Source organism: Acidovorax sp. FW305-C-20-28 (assembly GCF_058783375.1).
On the sequence record NZ_JBYSYM010000019.1, the window covers coordinates 1 to 19,588 of the forward strand.

A 19,588-nucleotide genomic window follows, 5' to 3' on the forward strand; every position below is an offset into this window, starting at 1 on the left:
CGGATGTTTGAGCGGAGTTCGAAGAACGAAGCGAGTTCCGCGACGCCACCCCAGGACCGAGCATCGCAGGTTGCCCGAAGCGAAGCGCAGGGACGCAGACAGCGGGGTCGCCTTCTCTTTGGTGACTTTCTCTTGGCGACGCAAGAGAAAGTTACTGCGCCGCCGGGCGCACATCCCGGCCTCCGCCCCGAACCAAGGCATGCTGCAAGGACGGGGCACGGAGCCCCGGCTACAACTTCAAAGCCTTCGCATACCCCGTCATCTCCAGATACCCCTTCCCCACCACTCGGCCATCACGCACCAACTCCGACAGCCCTTCCCAGTAAATAGCCCCCGTTGATGCACTGCTGTCGAGCTCCTGGTCGTCCAGCAAACTCCGAACCTCAAACACACCGACAGGTGTCTGTACCCGCCACAGCACGGGATACCTGGCCCCGCTCACAGGGCTCGTCCACCACCGCAGGGGCGTGAACACGACTTCACCCGCGTCGAAGATCCGGTTCGCCTGCCCCGGCGCACGGAACGACCCACCCCCCCACAACGCCGACCCATCCGCACGCCGCAGCCGAAACGCCGTGAGCGCACTCCCATCGAGCAGGTTCATCCCGATCCAGTCCCACCCCCGCGCCTCGGGGTGCATCAGCGCCTCGCTCCACTCGTGGTCCATCCAGGCGCGACCGCTGCCGGGATCGATGGCCATGCGCTTGCCATCGAGCACGATGGCGCCTTCCACCGCCAGCTGCGGCTGGCTGTAGTAGTAGCTCGCCTGGGTGCTCTCGGGCCCTTTGCGTGAGAGGCCCTCGCGGCCCTGCAGCAGCACGGGCTGGGTGGTGTCGAACTGCAGTTGCAGGCCAAAGTGTTCGCCCTGGATGCGCGTGGCATAGCGGGCTCCCTGGCCAGAGGTCCAATCGCTGCGCACCAGGCTCCAGTCCTGCAGGCGGATGGCCGTGTCGGCCTCGCTCGCCTGGGCCACGCCAAAACCTGCACGCGCGATGCGCTGGTCGTGGTGCAGTTTGCGGCCCTGCAGGTCGGTCAAGGCCGCGTGGGCGAACAGCAGCTGTTTTGCGGCAAAGGCCGACTGGATGCCTTGCGCCGCGTCCACGCGCGAGCGGAAGAAGGTGACCTGGAAGCCCCAGTCCTGCCCACCCGCGCGCGCATGGCCGGTGATGTACCACCACTCGGTGCGCAGCTCCGGGTGGCTGCCATGGTCGCGCGGAAAGGCGAGGGCACGCGCCGGCAGGGCATGCGCGCTGCCCGGCCATGCCGTGCTGCCTGCGGTGGTGGCACTGGCCATGGCCAGCACCAGGGCCTGCCGTCGCGAAGGCATGGCGTCCTCAGTCCATCAGCGCACGCACCTGGCGCTGGGCCTCGGTGCAGTCGCCGAAATTAGCGGCCACCCATTCCGCGCTGAAGTAGGTGGGCAAGTAGCGTTCGCCCGCATCGCACAGCAGCGAGAGGATGGAGCCCTGTTCACCGCGCTCGCGCATCCCGCGCGCCAGCCGCAGCATGGCCACGAAGTTGGTGCCGGTAGACGGTCCCACGCGCCGCCCGAGCAACTGCGACAGCGCCTGCATCGCGGCCACCGACTCCACATCGGCCACTTCCTCCATGCGCTCCACCAGGGTACGGATGAAGCTCGGCTCCACGCGCGGGCGGCCGATGCCTTCGATGCGCGAGCCGGCCGCGGTCAGGCTCGCATCGCCCGTGCGGTGGTAGGCGCTGAACACCGAGCCCGCGGGGTCGGCCACGCAGACCTCGGTGGTGTGCTGCATGTAGCGCAGGTAGCGGCCGATGGTGGCGCTGGTGCCGCCCGTGCCTGCCCCCACCACGATCCAGCGCGGCACGGGATGGGGCTCGCGCGCCATCTGGGTGAACATGCTCTCGGCGATGTTGTTGTTGCCGCGCCAGTCGGTGGCGCGCTCGGCGTAGGTGAACTGGTCCATGTAGTGGCCGCCCGCCTGCTCGGCGATGGCGCGCGCCTCGGCGTACACATGGCCGGCGCTCTCCACCAGGTGGCAGCGCCCGCCATGGAACTCGATCTGCGCGATCTTCTCGGGCGAGGTCGTGCGCGGCATCACCGCCACGAAGGGCAGGCCCAGCAGGCGCGCGAAGTAGGCCTCGCTCACGGCGGTGGAGCCGCTCGACGATTCGACTACGGTCGAGCCCTCGCGGATCCAGCCATTGCACAGCGCATACAGGAACAGCGAGCGCGCCAGCCGGTGCTTGAGGCTGCCCGTGGGGTGGGTGGATTCGTCCTTGAGGTACAGGTCGATGCCGTGTGCGCCATACGAGGGCAGGTGCAGCGGGATCAGGTGCGTGTCGGCACTGCGCTGGTAGTCGGCTTCGATGCGCGCGATGGCATCGTGCAGCCAGGCACTGGCCGGCACGGACGAAGGAAGGGTCTGCTGGTGGGCCGCGGTCATGGGGCCATTGTCTCGCAGTGCCTGCGCTCGTCCCTGCGGACTTACCAGTCTTCCTTGACGGCCATCACCGCATCGCGTCCGGCGGCGGCACGCCCTGCCAGCCAGGCCGTCACCGTGCCCGAAACCACCACGGCCGCGCACAGTGCCGCCAGGCGCCAGCCCGGGATGCGCAGATCCATGGTCCAGTGAAAGCTCTGCGGGTTCACCACATGCACCAGCACCACCGACACGGCCAGCCCCAGCAGCACGCCGGCGAGCGCGCCCACCCCCGTCCAGGCCGCGCCCTCGGCGGCCACCACGGCCAGGATCTGGCGGCGCGTGAGGCCCAGGTGCGCCAGCAGGCCGAACTCCTTGCGCCGTGCCAGCACTTGCGCACTGAAGCTTGCGGCCACGCCGAACAGGCCGATGCCGATGGCCACCGCCTGCAGCCAGTAGGTGACGGCGAAGCTGCGGTCGAAGATGTGCAGCGAGCGCTCGCGGATCGCGCTGGCCGATGCGAAATCCAGCGGCAGTTCACCAGCACTCTGCGTGGCGGCCAGGGTGCGTATGGCCTGCTGCAGCGCGGCCAGGTCGGCGCCCTCGCGCGGCCACAGCGCCAGGTCGCTGGTGCGTGCGTCGCCCGTGAGACGCAGGTAGTCCGCCCGGTCCAGCGCCACCGCGCCCGACTGGCGTGCATAGTCGCGCCAGACCCCGGCGATGAAGAAGCGCGGCGCCTCCACCTGGGTGCCGAAGGCCCGCGACAGGCCGTCCCACTGCATGCCGGGTGCCAGGCCATAAAGGTCCACCACCGCCTCGCTGATGTAGATGCCCAGGCTGCCGGCGGGCACCGGCAGGGCCGTGCCCACCAAGGGGAGTTGGCGTGCCGGGTCCGTGCCCAGCGGCCGGCTGATGAGCATGAGCGCGGGGCGCGAGGGGTCGAGCTGCAGCGGGCTGGCGCGCAGCGGCTGCACGCGCTCGATGCCCGGCAAAGCCGCCACGGCCTCGGCAAAACCGGCGGGCAGCAGTGCGGCCTCGCTGCCTGGCCCGCCCAGGGCCGAGCGCACGTAGAGCGGCGAGGGCAGCACCCCGTCGAGCCATTGCGCGACCGAGCCGCGAAAGCTCGACACCATCACCGTGAGCGCCACGGCCAGGCTCAGGCTGGCCACCACGCCGCCCACGGCAATCGCGGCGCTGCCGCGCATGCGGCGCGCGCGCTCCAGCGCCAGCAGCGGCAGGGCATGGCGGGCGGCCAGCGGTTGCAGCCGCGCCAGCAGCGCCGCCATGCCGCGCGGCAGCAGCGCGATGCCGCCCACCAGCAGCAGGGCGATGGCGCCATAGGCGGCCAGCGGGATGCCGACCACGGGCGGCGCGAACGACAGCACCGCACCTGTGGCCACCAGGGCCAGGCCCACGGTGCCCCGGTCGGCCCGGGTGCTGGCGCTGCCCAGGCCCTTCAAGGTCTGCGCGGGCGGCAGGGTCTGCGCCGCGCGTGCCGGCCACCAGCCGCCGGCCAGTGCGGCGGCGATGCCCAGGGCGCCGTAGAGTGCCGCGGCCGGTGCGCTCCACTGCAGCGCCGGCTGCACGCCCGCGAAATAGCCGCCGCCCAGGTCACCGCCCAACAGGCGCAGCGCCGCGGCCGCCAGGCCTGTGCCCAGCGCGATGCCGGCCACGCTGCCCACCAGGCCCAGCACGGCCGACTCGGCCAGCACCAGCGCCAGGCGCTGGCGCGGCGTGGCCCCCAGCACGGCCAGCAGCGCGAACTGCGGTGCACGTTGCGCCACGCTGAGCGCCAGCACCGAGAACACCAGAAAGGCCCCCGTGAACAGCGCCACCAACGCCAGCACCGTGAGGTTGACACGGTAGGCGCGCGACAGGTTGCTGATGCGCTGCGCCGCATCGCCCGGCTCGGCCAGCAGGGCCTGGGCCGGCCAGTTGGGCAGGGCGCGCAGGCCCTGGGCAAAGGCCGTGCGGTCGGTGCCGGTCTGCAACTGCAGGTCGATGCGGCTCAGTTGCCCGCCGCGGTCGAACAGGTCCTGCGCGGCACCGATGTCCATCACCGCCAGCGGCGCACCGCCCGCGCCCACCGTGCCCGCCACGCGCACGGCCAGGCGCTGCTGGCCGGTGTGCAGCGTGATCTGCGGCAGCGGGGCATCGGCACCGACCGGTGCCGTGGACAGGCCCAGCGCCTGCAGTGCCGAGGGGTTGAGGAACACGGTGGCCGGCGCAAACAGGGCCAACCGGTCCGCCTGCGCCCAGGGGCGCGGCATGAGCGCCGGGGCCACGGCGGGCAGCAGCAGCGCATCGGCCCCGAGCACGCGCAGCGGCACGCGCGCGGCCTGGGCGCCCGAGGCACCGGCCGGCGCCGCCACGGCCGACAGCTCCAGCACCGGGCTGGCGCGTGCCACCTGCGGGTGCGTGGCCATGCGCGCGTACAAGGCCTCGTCCAGGTGGCCCTGCATGGCGCGCAGCTCCAGATCAGGCTGGCCGTTGACGGCGCGCACCGCCTGCGAGAACTCGTCCAGCGCCGAGGCGTTGATCACGTGCACCGCAAAGGCCAGCGCCACGCCCAGCATCACGGCCACCATGGCCGCCAGGCTGCGCCAGGGGTGGTGGCGCAGGTCCTGCCAGGAGAAGGTGCGCAGCAGGGCGAACATGGCGCGGGGACGGTTTCAGCCCGCGCCGATACCGTCGCTGGTGAGCCGCAGCACCCGGTCGGCGCGCGCGGCCGCTGCGTCCGAGTGCGTGACCAGCACCAGCGAGGCGCCATGCCCGCGCGTCTGCGCGAGCAGCAGGTCCATCACGCGGGCGGCAGTGCTGGGGTCGAGGTTGCCCGTGGGCTCGTCGGCCAGCAGCAGGGCCGGGCGGTGCACCAGGGCACGGGCAATCGCCACGCGCTGCAGCTGCCCGCCGCTGAGCTGCTGGGGCAGGCGCTCGCCCAGGCCTTCGAGCCCTACGGCTTCGAGCATGTGCTGCACGCGCGTGGGCTCGCTCTGGCCCAGCAGCATCAGCGGCAGGGCCACGTTCTGCGCCACGTCCAGGTGCGGCAGCACATGGAAGGCCTGGAACACGAAGCCCACCTGCGCACGCCGCCACAAGGCACGCGCCGTGTCGTCGAGCGTGCCCAGGTCGGTGTCGCCATGCGTGATGCGCCCGGCGTCCCAGGTATCGAGCCCTGCCAGGCAGTTGAGCAGCGTGGACTTGCCCACGCCCGAGTCGCCCACGATGGCCACGAACTCACCGGGCTGCACGGCAAAGTCGACACCGGCGAACACCGTGGCCTCGCCATAGTGCTTGCCCAGGCCGCTGACGGTAAGCGTAGCCGTCATGGCACCGGGGCATCCAGCCGGGCCAGCACGGCTTGCACCAGGGCGGCCGTGGCATCGGGCTGGTCGCAGGCGATGGCCTGGCGCGCGGGCATGCTGCGCAGCCAGGTGATCTGGCGCTTGGCCAGCTGGCGCGTGGCGGCGATGCCGCGCTCGCGCAGGCTGCCCGGGGGGAAATGGCCGTACAGGCTTTCCCAGGCCTGGCGGTAGCCCACGCAGCGCATGGAGGGCAGGTCCGGGTGCAGGTCGCCGCGCGCGTGCAGGGCCTTCACCTCGTCGAGGAAGCCGGCCGCCAGCATGGCATCGAAGCGCTGGGCGATGCGCGCATGCAGCCAGGCGCGGTCATAGGGCTCCAGGCTGAACAGGGCCGTGCTGGCCGCCACGGCGCTGGGTGCGCGGTCCTTGGCGGCATGGAAGCTCGACAGTGGCCGGCCCGAGACATGCCAGACCTCCAGCGCGCGCTGGATGCGCTGGCTGTCGGCCGGGGCCAGGCGCGCGGCGGTGGCCGGGTCCACACGCGCCAGCTCGGCATGCAGCGCGGGCCAGCCCTGCTCGGCGGCCTGGGCTTCGAGCCGCTCGCGCACGGCGGGGTCGGCCGCGGGCATGTCGTCGATGCCGTCGAACAGCGCCTTGAAGTACAGCATGGTGCCGCCCACCAGCAGCGGCAACGCACCGCGCGCGCGGACCTCGGCGATGAGGCGCGTGGCGTCCTGCACGAACTCGGCCGCGCTGTAGGCCTGCAGCGGGTCGCGGATATCGATCAGGTGGTGCGGCACGGCCGCCAGCTCGTCCGGGCTGGGCTTGGCGGTGCCGATGTCCATGCCGCGGTAGACCAGGGCCGAGTCCACGCTGATGATCTCCACCGGCATGCGCGGCGCCAGCACGGCGGCCAGCGCCAGGGCGCCCGCGGTCTTGCCCGAGGCGGTGGGGCCGGCCAGTGCGATGGCCGTGGGGGCTTCAGGCGCGCTCAACCGGGTCTCCGAATTTCTGAACCAGGGTCCAGGAGATCACGGCCAGCACCAGCGACCAGAACCAGATGCCATTGACCAGCGGCCACACCGTGCCATCGAGGCGCAGCCCCAGCCAGGCGCCGATGCCGAAGGCCGCCAGCATCATCATGAAGCCATTGAGCGCCGAGGCCACGCCGGCCGCCTGCGGAAATGGCCCCACGGCACCGCTCTGCCCGCAGGGCTGGTGGACACCATGGGCCAGCATGAACAGCGCAAACGGCAGCAGCAGCGCCACCGGGTGGTGCCAGCCCAGGAAGGCGACCAGCCCCATCAGCGTGCCGCCGGCCAGGCTCAGGCCGCCCGCAATGGCAACGGAGCGTTTCAGGCCGAAGCGCGCCAGCAGCCTGCGGCACAGGAAGGTGCCCGCGAAATAGGCCACGCAGACCGACGCCATGGCCCCGCCATACTGCGTGCGCGACAGGCCCAGCACATCGATGAACACGAAGGACGAAGAGGCGAGAAAGGTGAACAGCCCGCCATAGGTGGCCGTGGTCTGCAGCGAAAAGGCCCAGAAGGTCGGGGTGCGCAGCACCTGCAGCCAGGTGGCCACCAGGGTCCGCGGCTGCAGGGCGCGCGGGTTGCGGTGCACCAGGGTCTCGGGCAGGCGCAGGGCCACCAGGGTCAGCGTGGCCACGGCATACACCGTGAGGGCCGAGAGCGAAGCCCGCCAGCCCAGCCACTCGGCCAGCAGGCCACCCAGCGGCGCGCAGACGCAGGCCACGATGCCCAGGCCGGTGAGCGCCTTGGACATGGCGCGCGCACCTTCGAGCGGGGTGTACAGGTCGCGCACGATGGCGCGCGCGCACATCACCACCGAGCCCATGGCCGCCCCCTGGGCAACGCGCCACAGGATCAGCAGCGACATGTTGGGCGCCAGCGCGCTGCCGATGGAGGCCACGGTGTAGATGGACAGGCCCGCCAGCAGGATGGGGCGGCGGCCGAAGCGGTCCGACAGCGGGCCCCAGACCAGCTGCGAGCAGCCGAAGGCCAGCAGCAGGCCGCTGAGCGTGAGCTGGGCCACGGACACGGACGAGCCCAGGCTGCGCGTGAGCGCCGGCAGGGCCGGCAGGTACAGGTCGGTGGTGACGGGCTGGATGCTCAGCAGCAGGGCCAGGACCAGGATGGCCAGGGCCGAAGGAATGGCAACGGGCGTGGCCGGATGGCCCGCGGTGGCGTAGGGGGCAGACATATCTGTCTGAGCGTACCAGAAGGTGCGGGGAAACCCGGGGATGGGGGCTTCACGTCGCGTGCACGACATCGGTGCACCAGGGGCCGCCCTACAGTGCATCGCGGCGCCTTGCGCGGCGCCAACACCCCCACCACAACAACAGGAGACAAGCGCATGCACCACCACCACCACGGCAACCCCCGCAGCCGACCCCCTCGCTCACCGAGCCCCTCGGCCCCTCTGGCCCGCGCGGTGCTCGCGCTGGCGCTGGGCAGCCTCCTCGCCACCGCAGTGCAGGCGCAGGCACCCGCGGCGCCTGCACTGCCGCCGCCCGAATCGGTCACGCTCGACAAGCTGGGCTACATGGGCAGCTTTCCGCCCGAAGGCGCCCAGCGCGTGGACCTCGGCAACTCCTACAAGTACCCGCAGATGCGCTGGGCCCTGCAGCACCTGCGCGAGCTGCAGCCCACGCGCAACATCCGCCGCGGCGCAGCCCCGGTATCGGCGCTGCCGGCCGATCCGCGCCCCCTGGGTGCGGTCTCGTTCGACGACGACAAGGGCCAGCCCATTACTGTGGACCAGTGGCTCACGCGCACCTACACGGACGCCATCGTCGTGCTGCACAAGGGCAGGGTGGTGTTCGAGCGCTACGACAACCAGATGAAGCCCTGGACGCCGCACCTGCTGTTCTCGGTCACCAAGTCCTTCACCGGGCTGATGGCGGCGCAGCTCGCGCACGAGGGCAAGATCGACCCCGAGGCGCAGGTCACGAAGTACGTGCCCGAGCTGGCCGATTCGGCCTGGGGCGACATGAAGGTGCGCGAGGTCATGGACATGACCGGGGCCGTGCGTTTCCGCGAGGTCTACACCGACCCCACGACCGAGATCTTCGGCTACAGCTGGGCCAGCGGCATGCTGCCGCGCCCGCCGGGCTACCAGGGGGCCACCACCATCTACGACTTCCTCAAGACCCTGAAGAAGGAGGGCGAGCACGGCGAGGGCTTCGTCTACCGCACGGTGCACTCCGAGGTGCTGGGCTGGATCGTCTCGCGCGCCACGGGCAGGCACTGGGCCGAGCTCATGGGCGAGAACATCTGGCAGAAGCTGGGCATGGAGGAAGACGCCCATGTGATGGTGGACAGCGTGGGCACGCCGCTGCAGGGCGCGGGGCTCAACGCCACGGCGCGCGACCTGGCCCGCTTCGGCGAAATGCTGCGCCTGGGGGGCACGTTCAATGGCCAGAAGGTCTTCGACAAGGCCGTGATCGACGACACGGCCAAGGGCGGCGACCGCGGCAAGTTCCAGTTCCGCGGCATCCAGACCGCACGGCCCGGCTACAGCTACCGCAACCAGTGGTGGGTGCTGCACAACGCCGACGGCGCCTACGAGGCCTCCGGCATCCATGGGCAGATGGTCCATGTGAACCCGGCCGCCGAGATGGTGGTCGTCAAGCTTTCCTCGCACCCCGTGGCCAGCGCGGCCGCCACGCAGGCGCTCACGCTCAAGGCGTGGTCGGCGCTGGCACAGGCGGTGCGACGTTGAGGCCCACGATGGGCGCAGGGTCGCCCTCGTAGCCCGGGGGCGAGAGCCGGAACAGCGAGGCCAGGGCCTCGCGGTAGAGCTCCATGCCCACGTCGTTGGTGTTGTGGTGCGAGCCGCCCTCCACCAGCACGAAGCGCTTGGGCTCCTGGGCCGCATCGTAGAGCTTGCGCCCGAGCGCGGGCAGGATCAGGCTGTCCCTGCTGCCATGCACCACCAGCAGGGGTGAGCCGATCTCGGCCACCTTGCGCACCGATTCGAAGCGCTGGGTGATCAGGGCCGATACCGGCAGCCAGCCCCATTTGAAGGTGCTGACCACCTCGGCGATGCTGGTGAAGGTGCCTTCCACCATCACCCCCTTCTCGTCCTGGACCTCGCGCGCCAGGTCGATGGCGATGGCGCCACCGAGCGAGTGGCCGAAGATGTAACGCGGCGCCGTGGGGTGGCGCTCGGCCAGCCAGTCCCAGGCGGCGCGTGCGTCCTCGGCGGCCATGGCTTCCGAGGGCAGGCCCTCGCTGCTCTGGCCGAAACCGCGGTAGTCCACGGCCAGCACCGAGAAGCCCAGTGCATTCATGCGCCGGATGCGGGGCGACGAGCCGGCCACGTTCCAGCGTGCACCGTGCAGATAGAGCAGCACCGGAGCATCGGCACGCTCGGCCGGCATCCACAGCCCGTGCAGGCGCTCGGCCTTGGCCGTGGTGCGCGACGCGAAGGGGATCCACACGTCCTGCATGCCCTCGGTGATCCCCGTGCTGCCCCAGCTGCGGTTGCTGGGCTGGAAGATCCATTCGCGCTGCTTGGCATCCAGGGTCGAACAGCCAGCGCTGACCGCCAGGGCCAGGACCAGGGAAAGCAGGAGGGCGGTGCGCTTCATGGCAGGAACTGAGTCGAGTGCGTGCAGGAAAGTTCTGTGTTTCGATGCACACAACGTGCCTGTTACGCAAAAGGGAGGCCAAGCCTCCCTTTTGTTACCTGTTTCCCGCTTTTGGCGGGGTTTTGAGCGCTGTTTCTGGTTACACCACGCCCTGGGCGATCATGGCGTCGGCCACCTTCACGAAGCCCGCCACATTGGCGCCGTCCACATAGCTCACGCTGCCATCGGCACGCTTGCCGTAACGCAGGCAGGCGGCGTGGATGCCCTGCATGATCTGCAGCAGGCGCGCGTCGACCTCTTCGCGCGGCCAGGACAGGCGGGCCGCGTTCTGGCTCATCTCCAGGCCCGAGGTCGCCACGCCGCCGGCATTGCTGGCCTTGCCGGGGGCGTACAGCACGCCCGCCGCCTCGAAGGCCTTGGCGGCTTCGATGGTCGAGGGCATGTTGGCGCCTTCGGCCACGCAAACCACGCCGTTTCGGATCAGCACGGCCGCGTCGTTGGCATCGAGTTCGTTCTGCGTGGCGCAGGGCAGGGCCACGTCCACCGGCACATGCCAGGGGCGCACGCCGGCCTCGAACCGCGCACCCGTGCGCGCCGCGTAGTCGGCCACGCGGCCGTAGTGGTGGTTCTTCACGTCCATCAGAATGGCCAGCTTCTCGGGGGTGAAGCCTTCTTCATCGATGATGGTGCCGCTGGAGTCGGACACCGTGACCACCTTGGCGCCCAGCTCCATGGCCTTTTCCACCGCGTACTGCGCGACGTTGCCCGAGCCCGAGACCGACACGCGCAGGCCGTCGAACGAGCGGCCTTTCTGCTTGAGCATCTCGGCCGCGAAGTAGACCGTGCCGTAGCCCGTGGCCTCGGGGCGGATCAGCGAGCCGCCAAAGGACAGGCCCTTGCCCGTGAACACGCAGTCGGCGCGGTTGCTGAGCTTTTTCATCATGCCGGCCATGAAGCCCACCTCGCGCCCGCCCACGCCAATGTCGCCGGCCGGCACGTCGGTGTCCGCACCCACATGGCGGAACAGCTCGGTCACGAAGGCCTGGCAGAAGCGCATCACCTCGCCGGGGCTCTTGCCCTTGGGGTCGAAGTCCGAGCCGCCCTTGCCGCCGCCCATGGGCAGGGTGGTCAGCGCGTTCTTGAAGGTCTGCTCGAAGGCCAGGAACTTGAGCACCGACAGGTTCACCGAGGGGTGAAAGCGCAGCCCGCCCTTGTACGGGCCGATGGCCATGCTGTGCTGGATGCGGTAACCGCGGTTCACCTGCACGCTGCCATGGTCGTCGACCCAGGAGACGCGGAACATCACCACGCGTTCGGGCTCCACCAGGCGCTCCAGCAGGCCATGCTCGGCGTAGCGCGGGTGCTCGGCGATGAAAGGCCAGAGACTTTCCGTGACTTCTGTAACGGCTTGCAAAAACTCGGGTTGGTGGGGGTTGCGCTGCGCAACCTGGGCCAGGAAACTGCCTGCGGACTCGTGCTTCATGTCAGAGAAATGTCTTTCCAGAAAGAGAGGGTTGGAGATGCCCGGCAAAGGCCCGGGTGGCTTGGTTATGTCAAAAGAACATGACATCATGCATGGCAATGCACAATTTTGGGGATTATGACGCTTTCATTGCACCAATTTGATGCAAAAGTCCTGTGTGTTGCAGTGGCGAGGCCGCGTGCTGCGATGCGTCATGCAGATGTCACACGCCGACCCCACAGTTCGGCGATTCCAATTCATGAACGAGGAGAAGACGATGCACAACAACGGTTTGAAAGCCGCTCCCCTGGCCGTGCTCGCAGCCCTGGCCCTGACGGCCTGCGGTGGCGACAACGATTCCAAGTACCCCACGCTCAATGGCGCGACGCCCCTGGTGGTCGGCCACCGTGGTGCCAGCGGCTACCTGCCCGAGCACACCCTGGAAAGCTACCGCCGCGCCATCGAGCTGGGCGCCGACTTCATCGAGCCCGATCTCGTGGCCACCAAGGACGGCGTGCTGATCGCGCGCCATGAGCCCAACATCACCTCCACCACCGACGTCTCGCAGCGCCCCGAGTTCGCCAACCGCAAGACCGAGAAGGTTGTGGATGGCGTGAAAGAGCAAGGCTGGTTCGCCAGCGACTTCACGCTGGCCGAGATCAAGACCCTGCGTGCCGTGCAGCCCATGGCCGACCGCGACCAGTCCAACAACGGCAAGTTCCTGATCCCGACCTACGAAGAAATCATCGAGCTGGCCAAGACCGAAGGTGCCAAGGCCAACCGCACCGTGGGCGTGTACACCGAGACCAAGCACCCCACCTACCATGTGGGCCTGAACCTGGCGCTGGAAGACCGCCTGCTGTCCATCCTGGCCAAGAACGGCTACACGGCCAAGAACTCGCCGGTCATCATCCAGTCCTTCGAAGTCTCCAACCTCAAGTACCTGCGCAGCAAGACCCAGGTGCGCCTGGTGCAATTGGTGGACGCCGACGACGTGAAGGCCGATGGCAGCATGTCGCTGGTCGCCCCCTACGACAAGCCCTATGACTTCGCCGTGGCCGGCGACCCCCGCACCTTTGCCAGCCTGCTGACCCCGGCCGGCTTGAAGGAAGTGAAGACCTATGCCGACGGCATCGGTCCCTGGAAGCCCTACCTGATCCCATCGAAGCAGGTCGACGCCAACAACGACGGCAAGCCCGACGACCTGAACGGCGACGGCATCATCGACAACCGCGACCGCGTGATGATGCCCCCGACCGACGTGGTGAAGAACGCGCACGCCGAAGGCCTGTTCGTGCACCCCTACACCTTCCGCAGCGAGCCCAAGCAGCTCGCGTCGGACTTCAAGGGCGACCCCAAGGCCGAGTACAAGCTGTTCTTCAACCTGGGGGTGGACGGCCTGTTCAGCGACTTCCCCGACCAGGCAAAAGCTGCCCGCGACAACTGATGTTGCCTTAGCCCTGAGCCACGAAAGCCCGCCATGTGCGGGCTTTTTTGCTTGGCGAGGGGGCTCTCAGAAACCGCGCCGGATGCCCGCGCTCAGCAGCGTGCGGCCGCTTTGCCGGCCGATGCTGCCGTCGAGCTGCCATTGCGGCGCCCATTCCCAGCGGGCGCCGGTCTGGAAGGTGGGGGCGCTGCCGCGCTGGCCGAAGGCCTCGGCGTGCACGGTGACGGGGCCGAAGGCGCGTTCCACGGCAAAGCCCCAGGCGGGGGCCCAGTGCCGCTCGGGCATGCGCAGGGCGCCCAGGTTGGCGTGCAGGGCACCCCAGGGGGTGGCGCAAGTGCCTATCAGGGTCAGCGCCAGGGTGTTGTGGGTCGTGTGGCGGGTGTGTACCGCGCCGACGCTGCTGGCCGCGTTGCAGCCCTCGTCCCGGGACGGGCTCCACAGCCACTTGGCCTGCAGGCCATGCAGGGTGGCGTGGCCGTCCCGGTCGCGCGCCAGCACGCCGCCCAGCTCGATGCCCTGCCAGGGCGCATAGGCCGGCGCCAGGTAGGCGCTGCCCCTGGCACCCCGGGCGCCTTCCCACCAGGCTTCCAGCTGGCCCCCGGCGGGCTCGGCGACGCCGGCATCGTCCACACTGAGCGGGCGTCCGGCCTCTGCGGGCAGTGCGATGGCCAGGGCGGCGGCCGCGGTGCTCCACCAGCAGGCTTGCCGGGGGCGTGGGCGGGTGGGGCCTGGGAGTCGTGGGTGGCTGCTGCGCATCGTGGTCTTGTCGTTGGCTGAGGAGCACTTCCTTGCGGCCGGCTCCGTTGGCTGTGAACCCGGCCGCTCGCTAGCGCCCGCGCAGGAACAGCGCGTCCAGCTCGCGCATGGACAGCTGGCGCCAGGTGGGGCGGCCATGGTTGCACTGGTCGGAGCGGTCGGTGGTCTCCATCTGGCGCAGCAGGGCGTTCATCTCGTCGATGGTGAGGCGGCGGTTGGCGCGCACCGCGCCATGGCAGGCCATGGTGCCCAGGATCTCGTTGCGTGCGCGCTGCACCACCGTGGTGGCGTCGTGCGCGGCCAGCTCGGCCAGCACGCTGCGCGCCAGCTCCACGGGGTCGCCCTGGGCCAGCGTGGTGGGCACGGCGCGCACGGCCAGGGTCTTGGGCGAGAAGGGCGCCACTTCCAGGCCCAGCATGGACAGCACCTCGACCGAGGCCTCGGCCGTGGCCACCTCTTCGGGCGTGGCCGCGAAGGTGGCGGGGATCAGCAGCGGCTGGCTGGCGATGCGCGCGCCGCTGTCCACCTGGGATTTCAGGCGCTCGTAGACGATGCGCTCGTGTGCGGCATGCATGTCCACGATGACCATGCCCTGCGCGTTCTCGGCCAGGATGTACACGCCGTGCAGTTGCGCCACGGCGCGGCCCAGGGGCCAGGTCGCTTCCTGGCCGTCGCGGCCCACGGGCAGGGGCGCATCGCCCGTCGGGCGCTGCGGGGCCCATGGCACTGCGGGCGCAGGGCTGCTGGCAGGCAGCACCGGGCGCTCGGCGACCATGGCATCGGTCTGCGGCGCCGCAGGCACGGTGCCATTGAGGGTGAAGCCGGTGCCGGGGGCTGGTGCGGCGGCGGGCGGCGTGCCCCAGAGGGCCTGCAGGTCCGAGACCTTGTTGCCCACGGGCTCGTCAAAGCGCATGGCCGATTGGGCGCGCCAGTCGGGCAGCGGTGTCCGGGCCAGCGTGAAGGGGGCTGCTTCGCTGGCCGCCGGGGCGGTCTCGGCGGCCAGGGCCGCGGCGGCCAAGGCCGCGGCACGCGGCGCAGCCAGCGCGTTCTCCACCGCATGGCGCACCGCCTGGTGCACCTCGCGGCTGTCGCGAAAGCGCACCTCGATCTTGGTCGGGTGCACGTTCACGTCCACGCGCGCGGGGTCGATCTCCACGTAGAGCGCATACACGGGCTGCTTGTGGCCGTGCAGCACATCCTCGTAGGCGCTGCGCGCGGCATGCGTGAGCACCTTGTCGCGCACGAAGCGGCCGTTGACATAGCAGTACTGGTGGTCGGCGCGCGAGCGCGCGGCGTCGGGCAGGCCGGCGCGGCCGGTCACGGTGACGGGGCCTGCGCGGTGGTGCACGGGGACCGATTCGGTGACGAAATCCTCGCCCAGCACGTCGGACAGGCGGCGCGCGAGCGCATCCTGCGCATCGCCCTGGCCGGGCACGAAGGTGGCGCGCCACTGCTCCACGAGCTTGCCCTCGTGCCAGATGGCAAAGCCCACGTCGGGCCGCGCCAGCGCATGGCGGCGCACGGACTCGATGCAGTGCGCAAGCTCGGTGGAGTCGGTCTTCAGGAACTTGCGCCGCGCCGGGGTGGAGAAGAACAGCTCCTTGACCTCCACCGTGGTGCCCGTGGCGCGTGCCGCAGGGCGCAGCTCGCCGCTGCGCGCATCGAGCAGGAAGGCCGTGGTCTGGCTGGCCGGGCGCGACAGCAGCGACATCTCGGACACCGAGGCCACGGCGGCCAGGGCCTCGCCGCGAAAGCCCATGGTGGCCACGGTTTCCAGGTCGGTGAGGTTGGTGATCTTGCTTGTGGCATGGCGGCGCAGGGCCACGGGCAACTCGTCCTGCGGAATGCCGCCGCCATCGTCCTCCACCGTGATCAGGCGCACCCCACCGGCCGACAGGCGCACGGTGATCTGGCTGGCGCCGGCATCGAGGGCGTTGTCCACCAGCTCGCGCACCACCGAGGCGGGGCGCTCGACCACCTCACCGGCCGCGATCTGGCTGATCAATTCGTCCGGCAGGTCGCGGATGGGGCGGCGGACAGGGGCGTCGGCCACGGAGGAGGGAAGGGGGATGGAGCTCACGGAGGCATTTTAGGGTGCGCTCGCGTGGGGGATTGGCGGCGCTGGCAAATGCCCCATAGGGATAATGCGCGCTGCTTTCACCCAACCCGGACCCATGGAACTCATCACCTTCCTGATCGACTTCATCCTGCACGTCGACAAGTACCTCGAGATGTTCGTGCAGAACTACGGGCCCTGGGTCTATGCGCTGCTGTTCATCATCGTCTTCGTCGAGACCGGCGTGGTGGTCATGCCCTTTCTGCCCGGGGATTCGCTGCTCTTCATCGTGGGCGCGCTGTGCGGTGCGGGGCTCATGAACTTTCCGCTGGCCTGCGCGGTGTTGATCGTGGCCGCCATCCTCGGGGACCAGTGCAACTACTCGATTGGCCGCTATTTCGGGCCCAAGGTCTTCCAGTGGGAGGACTCGCGCTGGTTCAACCGCCGCGCCTTCAACCAGGCCCATGAGTTCTACGAGCGCTATGGCGGCATCACCATCGTGATCGCGCGTTTCATGCCCTTCATCCGCACCTTTGCGCCCTTCGTGGCGGGCGTGGCCGAGATGTCGCGCGGCAAGTTCACGGCCTACAACGTGGGCGGTGCGCTGCTGTGGGTGCTGGGCATCGCCACGGCGGGCTACTTCTTCGGCAATTTCGCCTGGGTCAAGGAGAACCTGGACAAGATCATCTGGGCCATGATCTTCATCCCCGGCCTGATTGCCATCTTTGGCGCCTGGCGTGCCGGGCGCAAGGCCAAGGCGATGGCATAGCAAGCCGGCTTCCCAAGGCAAAGCGCCGCCCATCGCAAGATGGCGGCGCTTTGTTTTTGCGTGGGGGATGGCTGCGGTGCAGCCCTCACCGCACCAGTGGCTTAGCGGCGATAGCGGCGTTGGTCGCGGTCTTCACCGATTTCGTGGCCCACCAGGGCACCGGCGGCAGCGCCACCGATGGTGCCTGCAGGGCCGCCGAAGATGGCATTGCCGGCGGCACCGCCGACCACGGCGCCGACACCGGTGCCGACCTGGGCATTGGTGGGGTTGGAAGAGCAGGCGCCCAGGGCCAGTGCGGCGGTGGCGGATGCGGCGACAAGAAGCGTGCGGAGCGTGGTGGTCATGGCAAGAGTCCTTTGGCAGTTGGTGGATCAGGCCTTGAAGTTCTGGAGCCCGTGGGCAGCAGGGTTTCGACCTGTGCCTCTACTGTCCTGCGCCCGCCGTTTTTGCGGTGTAGGTACCCGGGGGCAGCGGCTGTAGGACCCTGGCCGGGCGCCCTGTCTCCTGCCAGCGTTGCGCGGGGCGCACGGCCAGCGCGTTTTGATTGCCAAGTGGTGCAGGGCGAGGGATCATGCGGCGTTCACTTCGGGCTGCGGGCCCGTCGCCGCGTCGCGGCCATAACAAACAAGGAGACACCATGAGCCAACTCGCACTTCCATCCCCCGGCAGCAGTTCCACCAGCACGGGGGGCGGCCGGCTGACCGTGGCCCAGCAGATCAGCCTGGTCGTGGCGCTGGCGGCGGCCGTGCTGGTCGTGGTGCTGGCGCTCAGCCTGGTGCGCGTGCAGCACCTGGGCGCCACGGTGGAGCACCTGGCCAACGAGCAGGTGGAGCGCTTGCAGCTGGCGCTGCGCTGGCGCAGCAACATCGCAGTCAACTCCACGCGCGTGTTCTCGGTCGTGCAGTCCGAGGGCGACGACCTGCAGAACTTCTTCAAGGACCTGATCGCCGCGACCACGGCCGACACGTCGACGGTGCAAAAGCGCTACACCGAACTGGAGACCAGCCCCGAGGGGCTGAGCATCCAGGAGGAGCTGGCCACGGTGCGCAAGCCCTACCTGGAGACGCGCGACAAGGCCCTGGCCCTGAAGAAGGCGGGCGACATGGCGGCCGCCAAGTCGTTTGCCCTGTCCACCTTTGTCCCGGTGGTCAACCAGTACAACGCCGTGGCCGACAAGATGGTGGCCTACCAGGTCAAGCGCTCGGCCGACCAGGCGGCCGAGGCGGCGGGGCTGATCCGCTCCTACCGCACCATGGTGCTGGTGGCGGGCGTGGCCGGCCTGGCGCTGCTGATGCTGCTGTCCTGGGTGGTGGTGCAGCGCATCCGCGCTTCGCTGCACGGGGTTGCCGTGGTGGCGCGCAGCATCGGCGAAGGCGATCTGTCGCAGCACATCGCCGTGCAGGGGCGTGGCGAGGTGGCCGAGATGATGCAGGCCATGCAGCACATGCAGACCTCGCTGGTGCGCATTGTGGGCTCCGTGCGCCAGAGCAGCGATTCCATCGCCACGGGCTCCAGCGAAATCGCCATGGGCAATGCGGACCTGAGCCAGCGCACCGAGGAGCAGGCCAGCAACCTCGAAGAGACGGCCGCCTCCATGGAGGAAATCACCAGCACCGTGAAGAACAACGCCGACACCGCGCGCAAGGCGGCCGAGCTGGCCGGCACCGCATCGCAGGCGGCCGAGCGCGGCGGCGAGGTGGTGGGCCAGGTGGTGGCCACCATGCAGGACATCTCGGCTGCGTCGAAGAAGATCACGGACATCATCGCGGTGATCGACGGCATCGCCTTCCAGACCAACATCCTGGCGCTCAACGCTGCGGTCGAGGCCGCGCGTGCCGGCGAGCAGGGCCGCGGCTTTGCCGTGGTGGCCAGCGAGGTGCGCAGCCTGGCACAGCGCAGTGCCGAGGCCGCCAAGGAGATCAAGGGCCTGATTGGCGCCAGTGCCGAGCGCGTGGACAGCGGCACGCGCCTGGTGGCGGATGCGGGCGCCAGCATGGAAGACATCGTCACCCAGGTCAAGCGCGTGAGCGCCCTGATCGGCGAGATCTCCACCGCCACGGGCGAGCAGACCCTGGGCATCGGCCAGGTGGGCGAGGCCGTGGCCCAGCTCGACCAGGTCACGCAGCAGAATGCGGCCCTGGTGGAGCAGAGCGCTGCCGCGGCCGACAGCCTCAAGCACCAGGCGGCGCGCCTGGCCGAGACGGTCAGCGTCTTCCGTTTGTGAGGTGACCCCCTGAGTCGCCTTCGGCGCCATCCCCCGCCCCCGGTTCAGCGGGGCGGTCCTGGCCTGGGCAGCGCCGGTTTTGCGGGCCGCTGACGGCTCGCAGCCCGTTGGATGCGGACTTTGTGTGAACAGGCCCTAACCGGGCAGCAGGCAGATCGTCAGCAGCAGCGATGAATCCTTGACGGCCTTGAGCGCGTGGGGCGAGCGCGGCGCCAGGTGCACGAAGTCACCGGGCTGCAGCAGTTGCACGGAATCGCCGGCATGGAATTCCACGGCGCCTTCCAGGCACTGCACGGTGGCTTCGCCCGGGGTCTGGTGTTCGCGCATGGACTTGCCCGTGGGCAGCACCACTCGCATCACCTCCAACTGGCCGGCCTTGAGGATGGCCGAAGTGGTGGCCTGGGCCAGTTGCGCGCCCAGGGGGCGCACGCTGGCCACTTCTCCGGATTGTGCGTGGGGCAGTGCCATGCTCTTCTCCTTCACCGTTGTCGTGGGGCTGCGATGGCTCCCACTGTGCCTGCGAAGGCGGCTTGAAGCAAGCCGTGCCCACCCCAAGGC

The 19,588-nt window shown here is 69.7% G+C and carries 16 protein-coding genes; 4 read left to right on the forward strand and 12 right to left on the reverse strand.

The features are described from left to right. Positions 1-229: 229 nt before the first annotated feature. Genes AC3WOH_RS20840 through AC3WOH_RS20865 form a run of 6 tightly spaced genes read right to left on the reverse strand, consistent with a single transcriptional unit; the run spans position 230 to position 7,924 of the window. The gene (locus AC3WOH_RS20840) at positions 230-1,327 is read right to left on the reverse strand and encodes a lipocalin-like domain-containing protein (RefSeq protein WP_492231240.1); all 1,098 of its coding nucleotides are present in this window, start codon (positions 1,325-1,327) and stop codon (positions 230-232) included. A gap of 7 nt (positions 1,328-1,334) precedes the next feature. Then, positions 1,335-2,423, reverse strand: a complete 1,089-nt coding sequence (locus tag AC3WOH_RS20845) for a PLP-dependent cysteine synthase family protein (protein ID WP_492231241.1) — start codon at positions 2,421-2,423, stop codon at positions 1,335-1,337. A 41-nt stretch (positions 2,424-2,464) separates the two neighbouring features. Then, positions 2,465-5,056: an FtsX-like permease family protein gene (locus AC3WOH_RS20850; protein WP_492231242.1), complete on the reverse strand. Its 2,592-nt coding sequence runs from the start codon at positions 5,054-5,056 to the stop codon at positions 2,465-2,467. A 15-nt stretch (positions 5,057-5,071) separates the two neighbouring features. Next, positions 5,072-5,728: an ABC transporter ATP-binding protein gene (locus tag AC3WOH_RS20855; RefSeq protein ID WP_492231243.1), complete on the reverse strand. Its 657-nt coding sequence runs from the start codon at positions 5,726-5,728 to the stop codon at positions 5,072-5,074. Beyond that, entirely contained in the window at positions 5,725-6,696 is a 972-nt protein-coding gene (gene miaA, locus AC3WOH_RS20860; protein WP_492231244.1) for a tRNA (adenosine(37)-N6)-dimethylallyltransferase MiaA, read from the reverse strand. Before miaA ends, AC3WOH_RS20855 begins: the two co-directional genes overlap by 4 nt. Continuing rightward, on the reverse strand, positions 6,683-7,924 hold the full coding sequence (locus AC3WOH_RS20865; RefSeq protein ID WP_492231245.1) for a multidrug effflux MFS transporter: 1,242 nt from the start codon (positions 7,922-7,924) through the stop codon (positions 6,683-6,685). Before AC3WOH_RS20865 ends, miaA begins: the two co-directional genes overlap by 14 nt. A 153-nt stretch (positions 7,925-8,077) precedes the next feature. Between AC3WOH_RS20865 and AC3WOH_RS20870 the strand changes: the two genes are divergently transcribed. Continuing rightward, positions 8,078-9,445, forward strand: coding sequence for a serine hydrolase domain-containing protein (locus tag AC3WOH_RS20870; protein ID WP_492231246.1), 1,368 nt, complete (start codon positions 8,078-8,080; stop codon positions 9,443-9,445). Here AC3WOH_RS20870 and AC3WOH_RS20875 read toward each other — a convergent pair. Together AC3WOH_RS20875 and gdhA are read right to left on the reverse strand one after the other, a co-directional pair. Further along, positions 9,405-10,316, reverse strand: a complete 912-nt coding sequence (locus tag AC3WOH_RS20875; RefSeq protein WP_492231247.1) for an alpha/beta hydrolase — start codon at positions 10,314-10,316, stop codon at positions 9,405-9,407. The genes AC3WOH_RS20870 and AC3WOH_RS20875 overlap by 41 nt on opposite strands. Positions 10,317-10,455: 139 nt before the next feature. Continuing rightward, positions 10,456-11,799 carry an NADP-specific glutamate dehydrogenase gene (gene gdhA / locus AC3WOH_RS20880; RefSeq protein ID WP_492231248.1) on the reverse strand — a complete coding sequence of 448 codons (1,344 nt, stop codon included), beginning with the start codon at positions 11,797-11,799 and terminating at the stop codon, positions 10,456-10,458. A 256-nt stretch (positions 11,800-12,055) separates the two neighbouring features. Here gdhA and AC3WOH_RS20885 point away from each other — a divergent pair, with 256 nt between their 5' ends. Continuing rightward, the gene (locus AC3WOH_RS20885) at positions 12,056-13,225 is read left to right on the forward strand and encodes a glycerophosphodiester phosphodiesterase (RefSeq protein ID WP_492231249.1); all 1,170 of its coding nucleotides are present in this window, start codon (positions 12,056-12,058) and stop codon (positions 13,223-13,225) included. A gap of 66 nt (positions 13,226-13,291) precedes the next feature. Here AC3WOH_RS20885 and AC3WOH_RS20890 read toward each other — a convergent pair whose 3' ends face one another. Next, positions 13,292-13,981, reverse strand: coding sequence for a PA4824 family protein (locus AC3WOH_RS20890; protein ID WP_492231250.1), 690 nt, complete (start codon positions 13,979-13,981; stop codon positions 13,292-13,294). Between the two features lie 70 nt (positions 13,982-14,051). Next, entirely contained in the window at positions 14,052-16,061 is a 2,010-nt protein-coding gene (mutL, locus tag AC3WOH_RS20895) for a DNA mismatch repair endonuclease MutL (RefSeq protein WP_492231251.1), read from the reverse strand. A 94-nt stretch (positions 16,062-16,155) separates the two neighbouring features. Here mutL and AC3WOH_RS20900 point away from each other — a divergent pair, with 94 nt between their 5' ends. Further along, positions 16,156-16,806, forward strand: coding sequence for a DedA family protein (locus tag AC3WOH_RS20900; RefSeq protein ID WP_184858371.1), 651 nt, complete (start codon positions 16,156-16,158; stop codon positions 16,804-16,806). A 101-nt stretch (positions 16,807-16,907) separates the two neighbouring features. Here AC3WOH_RS20900 and AC3WOH_RS20905 read toward each other — a convergent pair whose 3' ends face one another. Next, positions 16,908-17,150 (reverse strand): YMGG-like glycine zipper-containing protein, encoded by a 243-nt coding sequence (locus AC3WOH_RS20905; protein WP_492231252.1) that lies wholly within the window; start codon positions 17,148-17,150, stop codon positions 16,908-16,910. Positions 17,151-17,443: 293 nt separating this feature from the next. On the opposite strand from AC3WOH_RS20905, the gene AC3WOH_RS20910 reads away from it, so the two are divergent. Further along, a complete protein-coding gene (locus AC3WOH_RS20910) occupies positions 17,444-19,030 on the forward strand; it encodes a methyl-accepting chemotaxis protein (protein WP_492231253.1) in 1,587 nt (528 codons plus the stop codon). 135 nt (positions 19,031-19,165) lie between these two features. Here the strand turns inward: AC3WOH_RS20910 and AC3WOH_RS20915 are convergent, their stop codons facing one another. Further along, on the reverse strand, positions 19,166-19,498 hold the full coding sequence (locus tag AC3WOH_RS20915) for a cupin domain-containing protein (protein WP_492231254.1): 333 nt from the start codon (positions 19,496-19,498) through the stop codon (positions 19,166-19,168). Positions 19,499-19,588 lie beyond the last annotated feature (90 nt).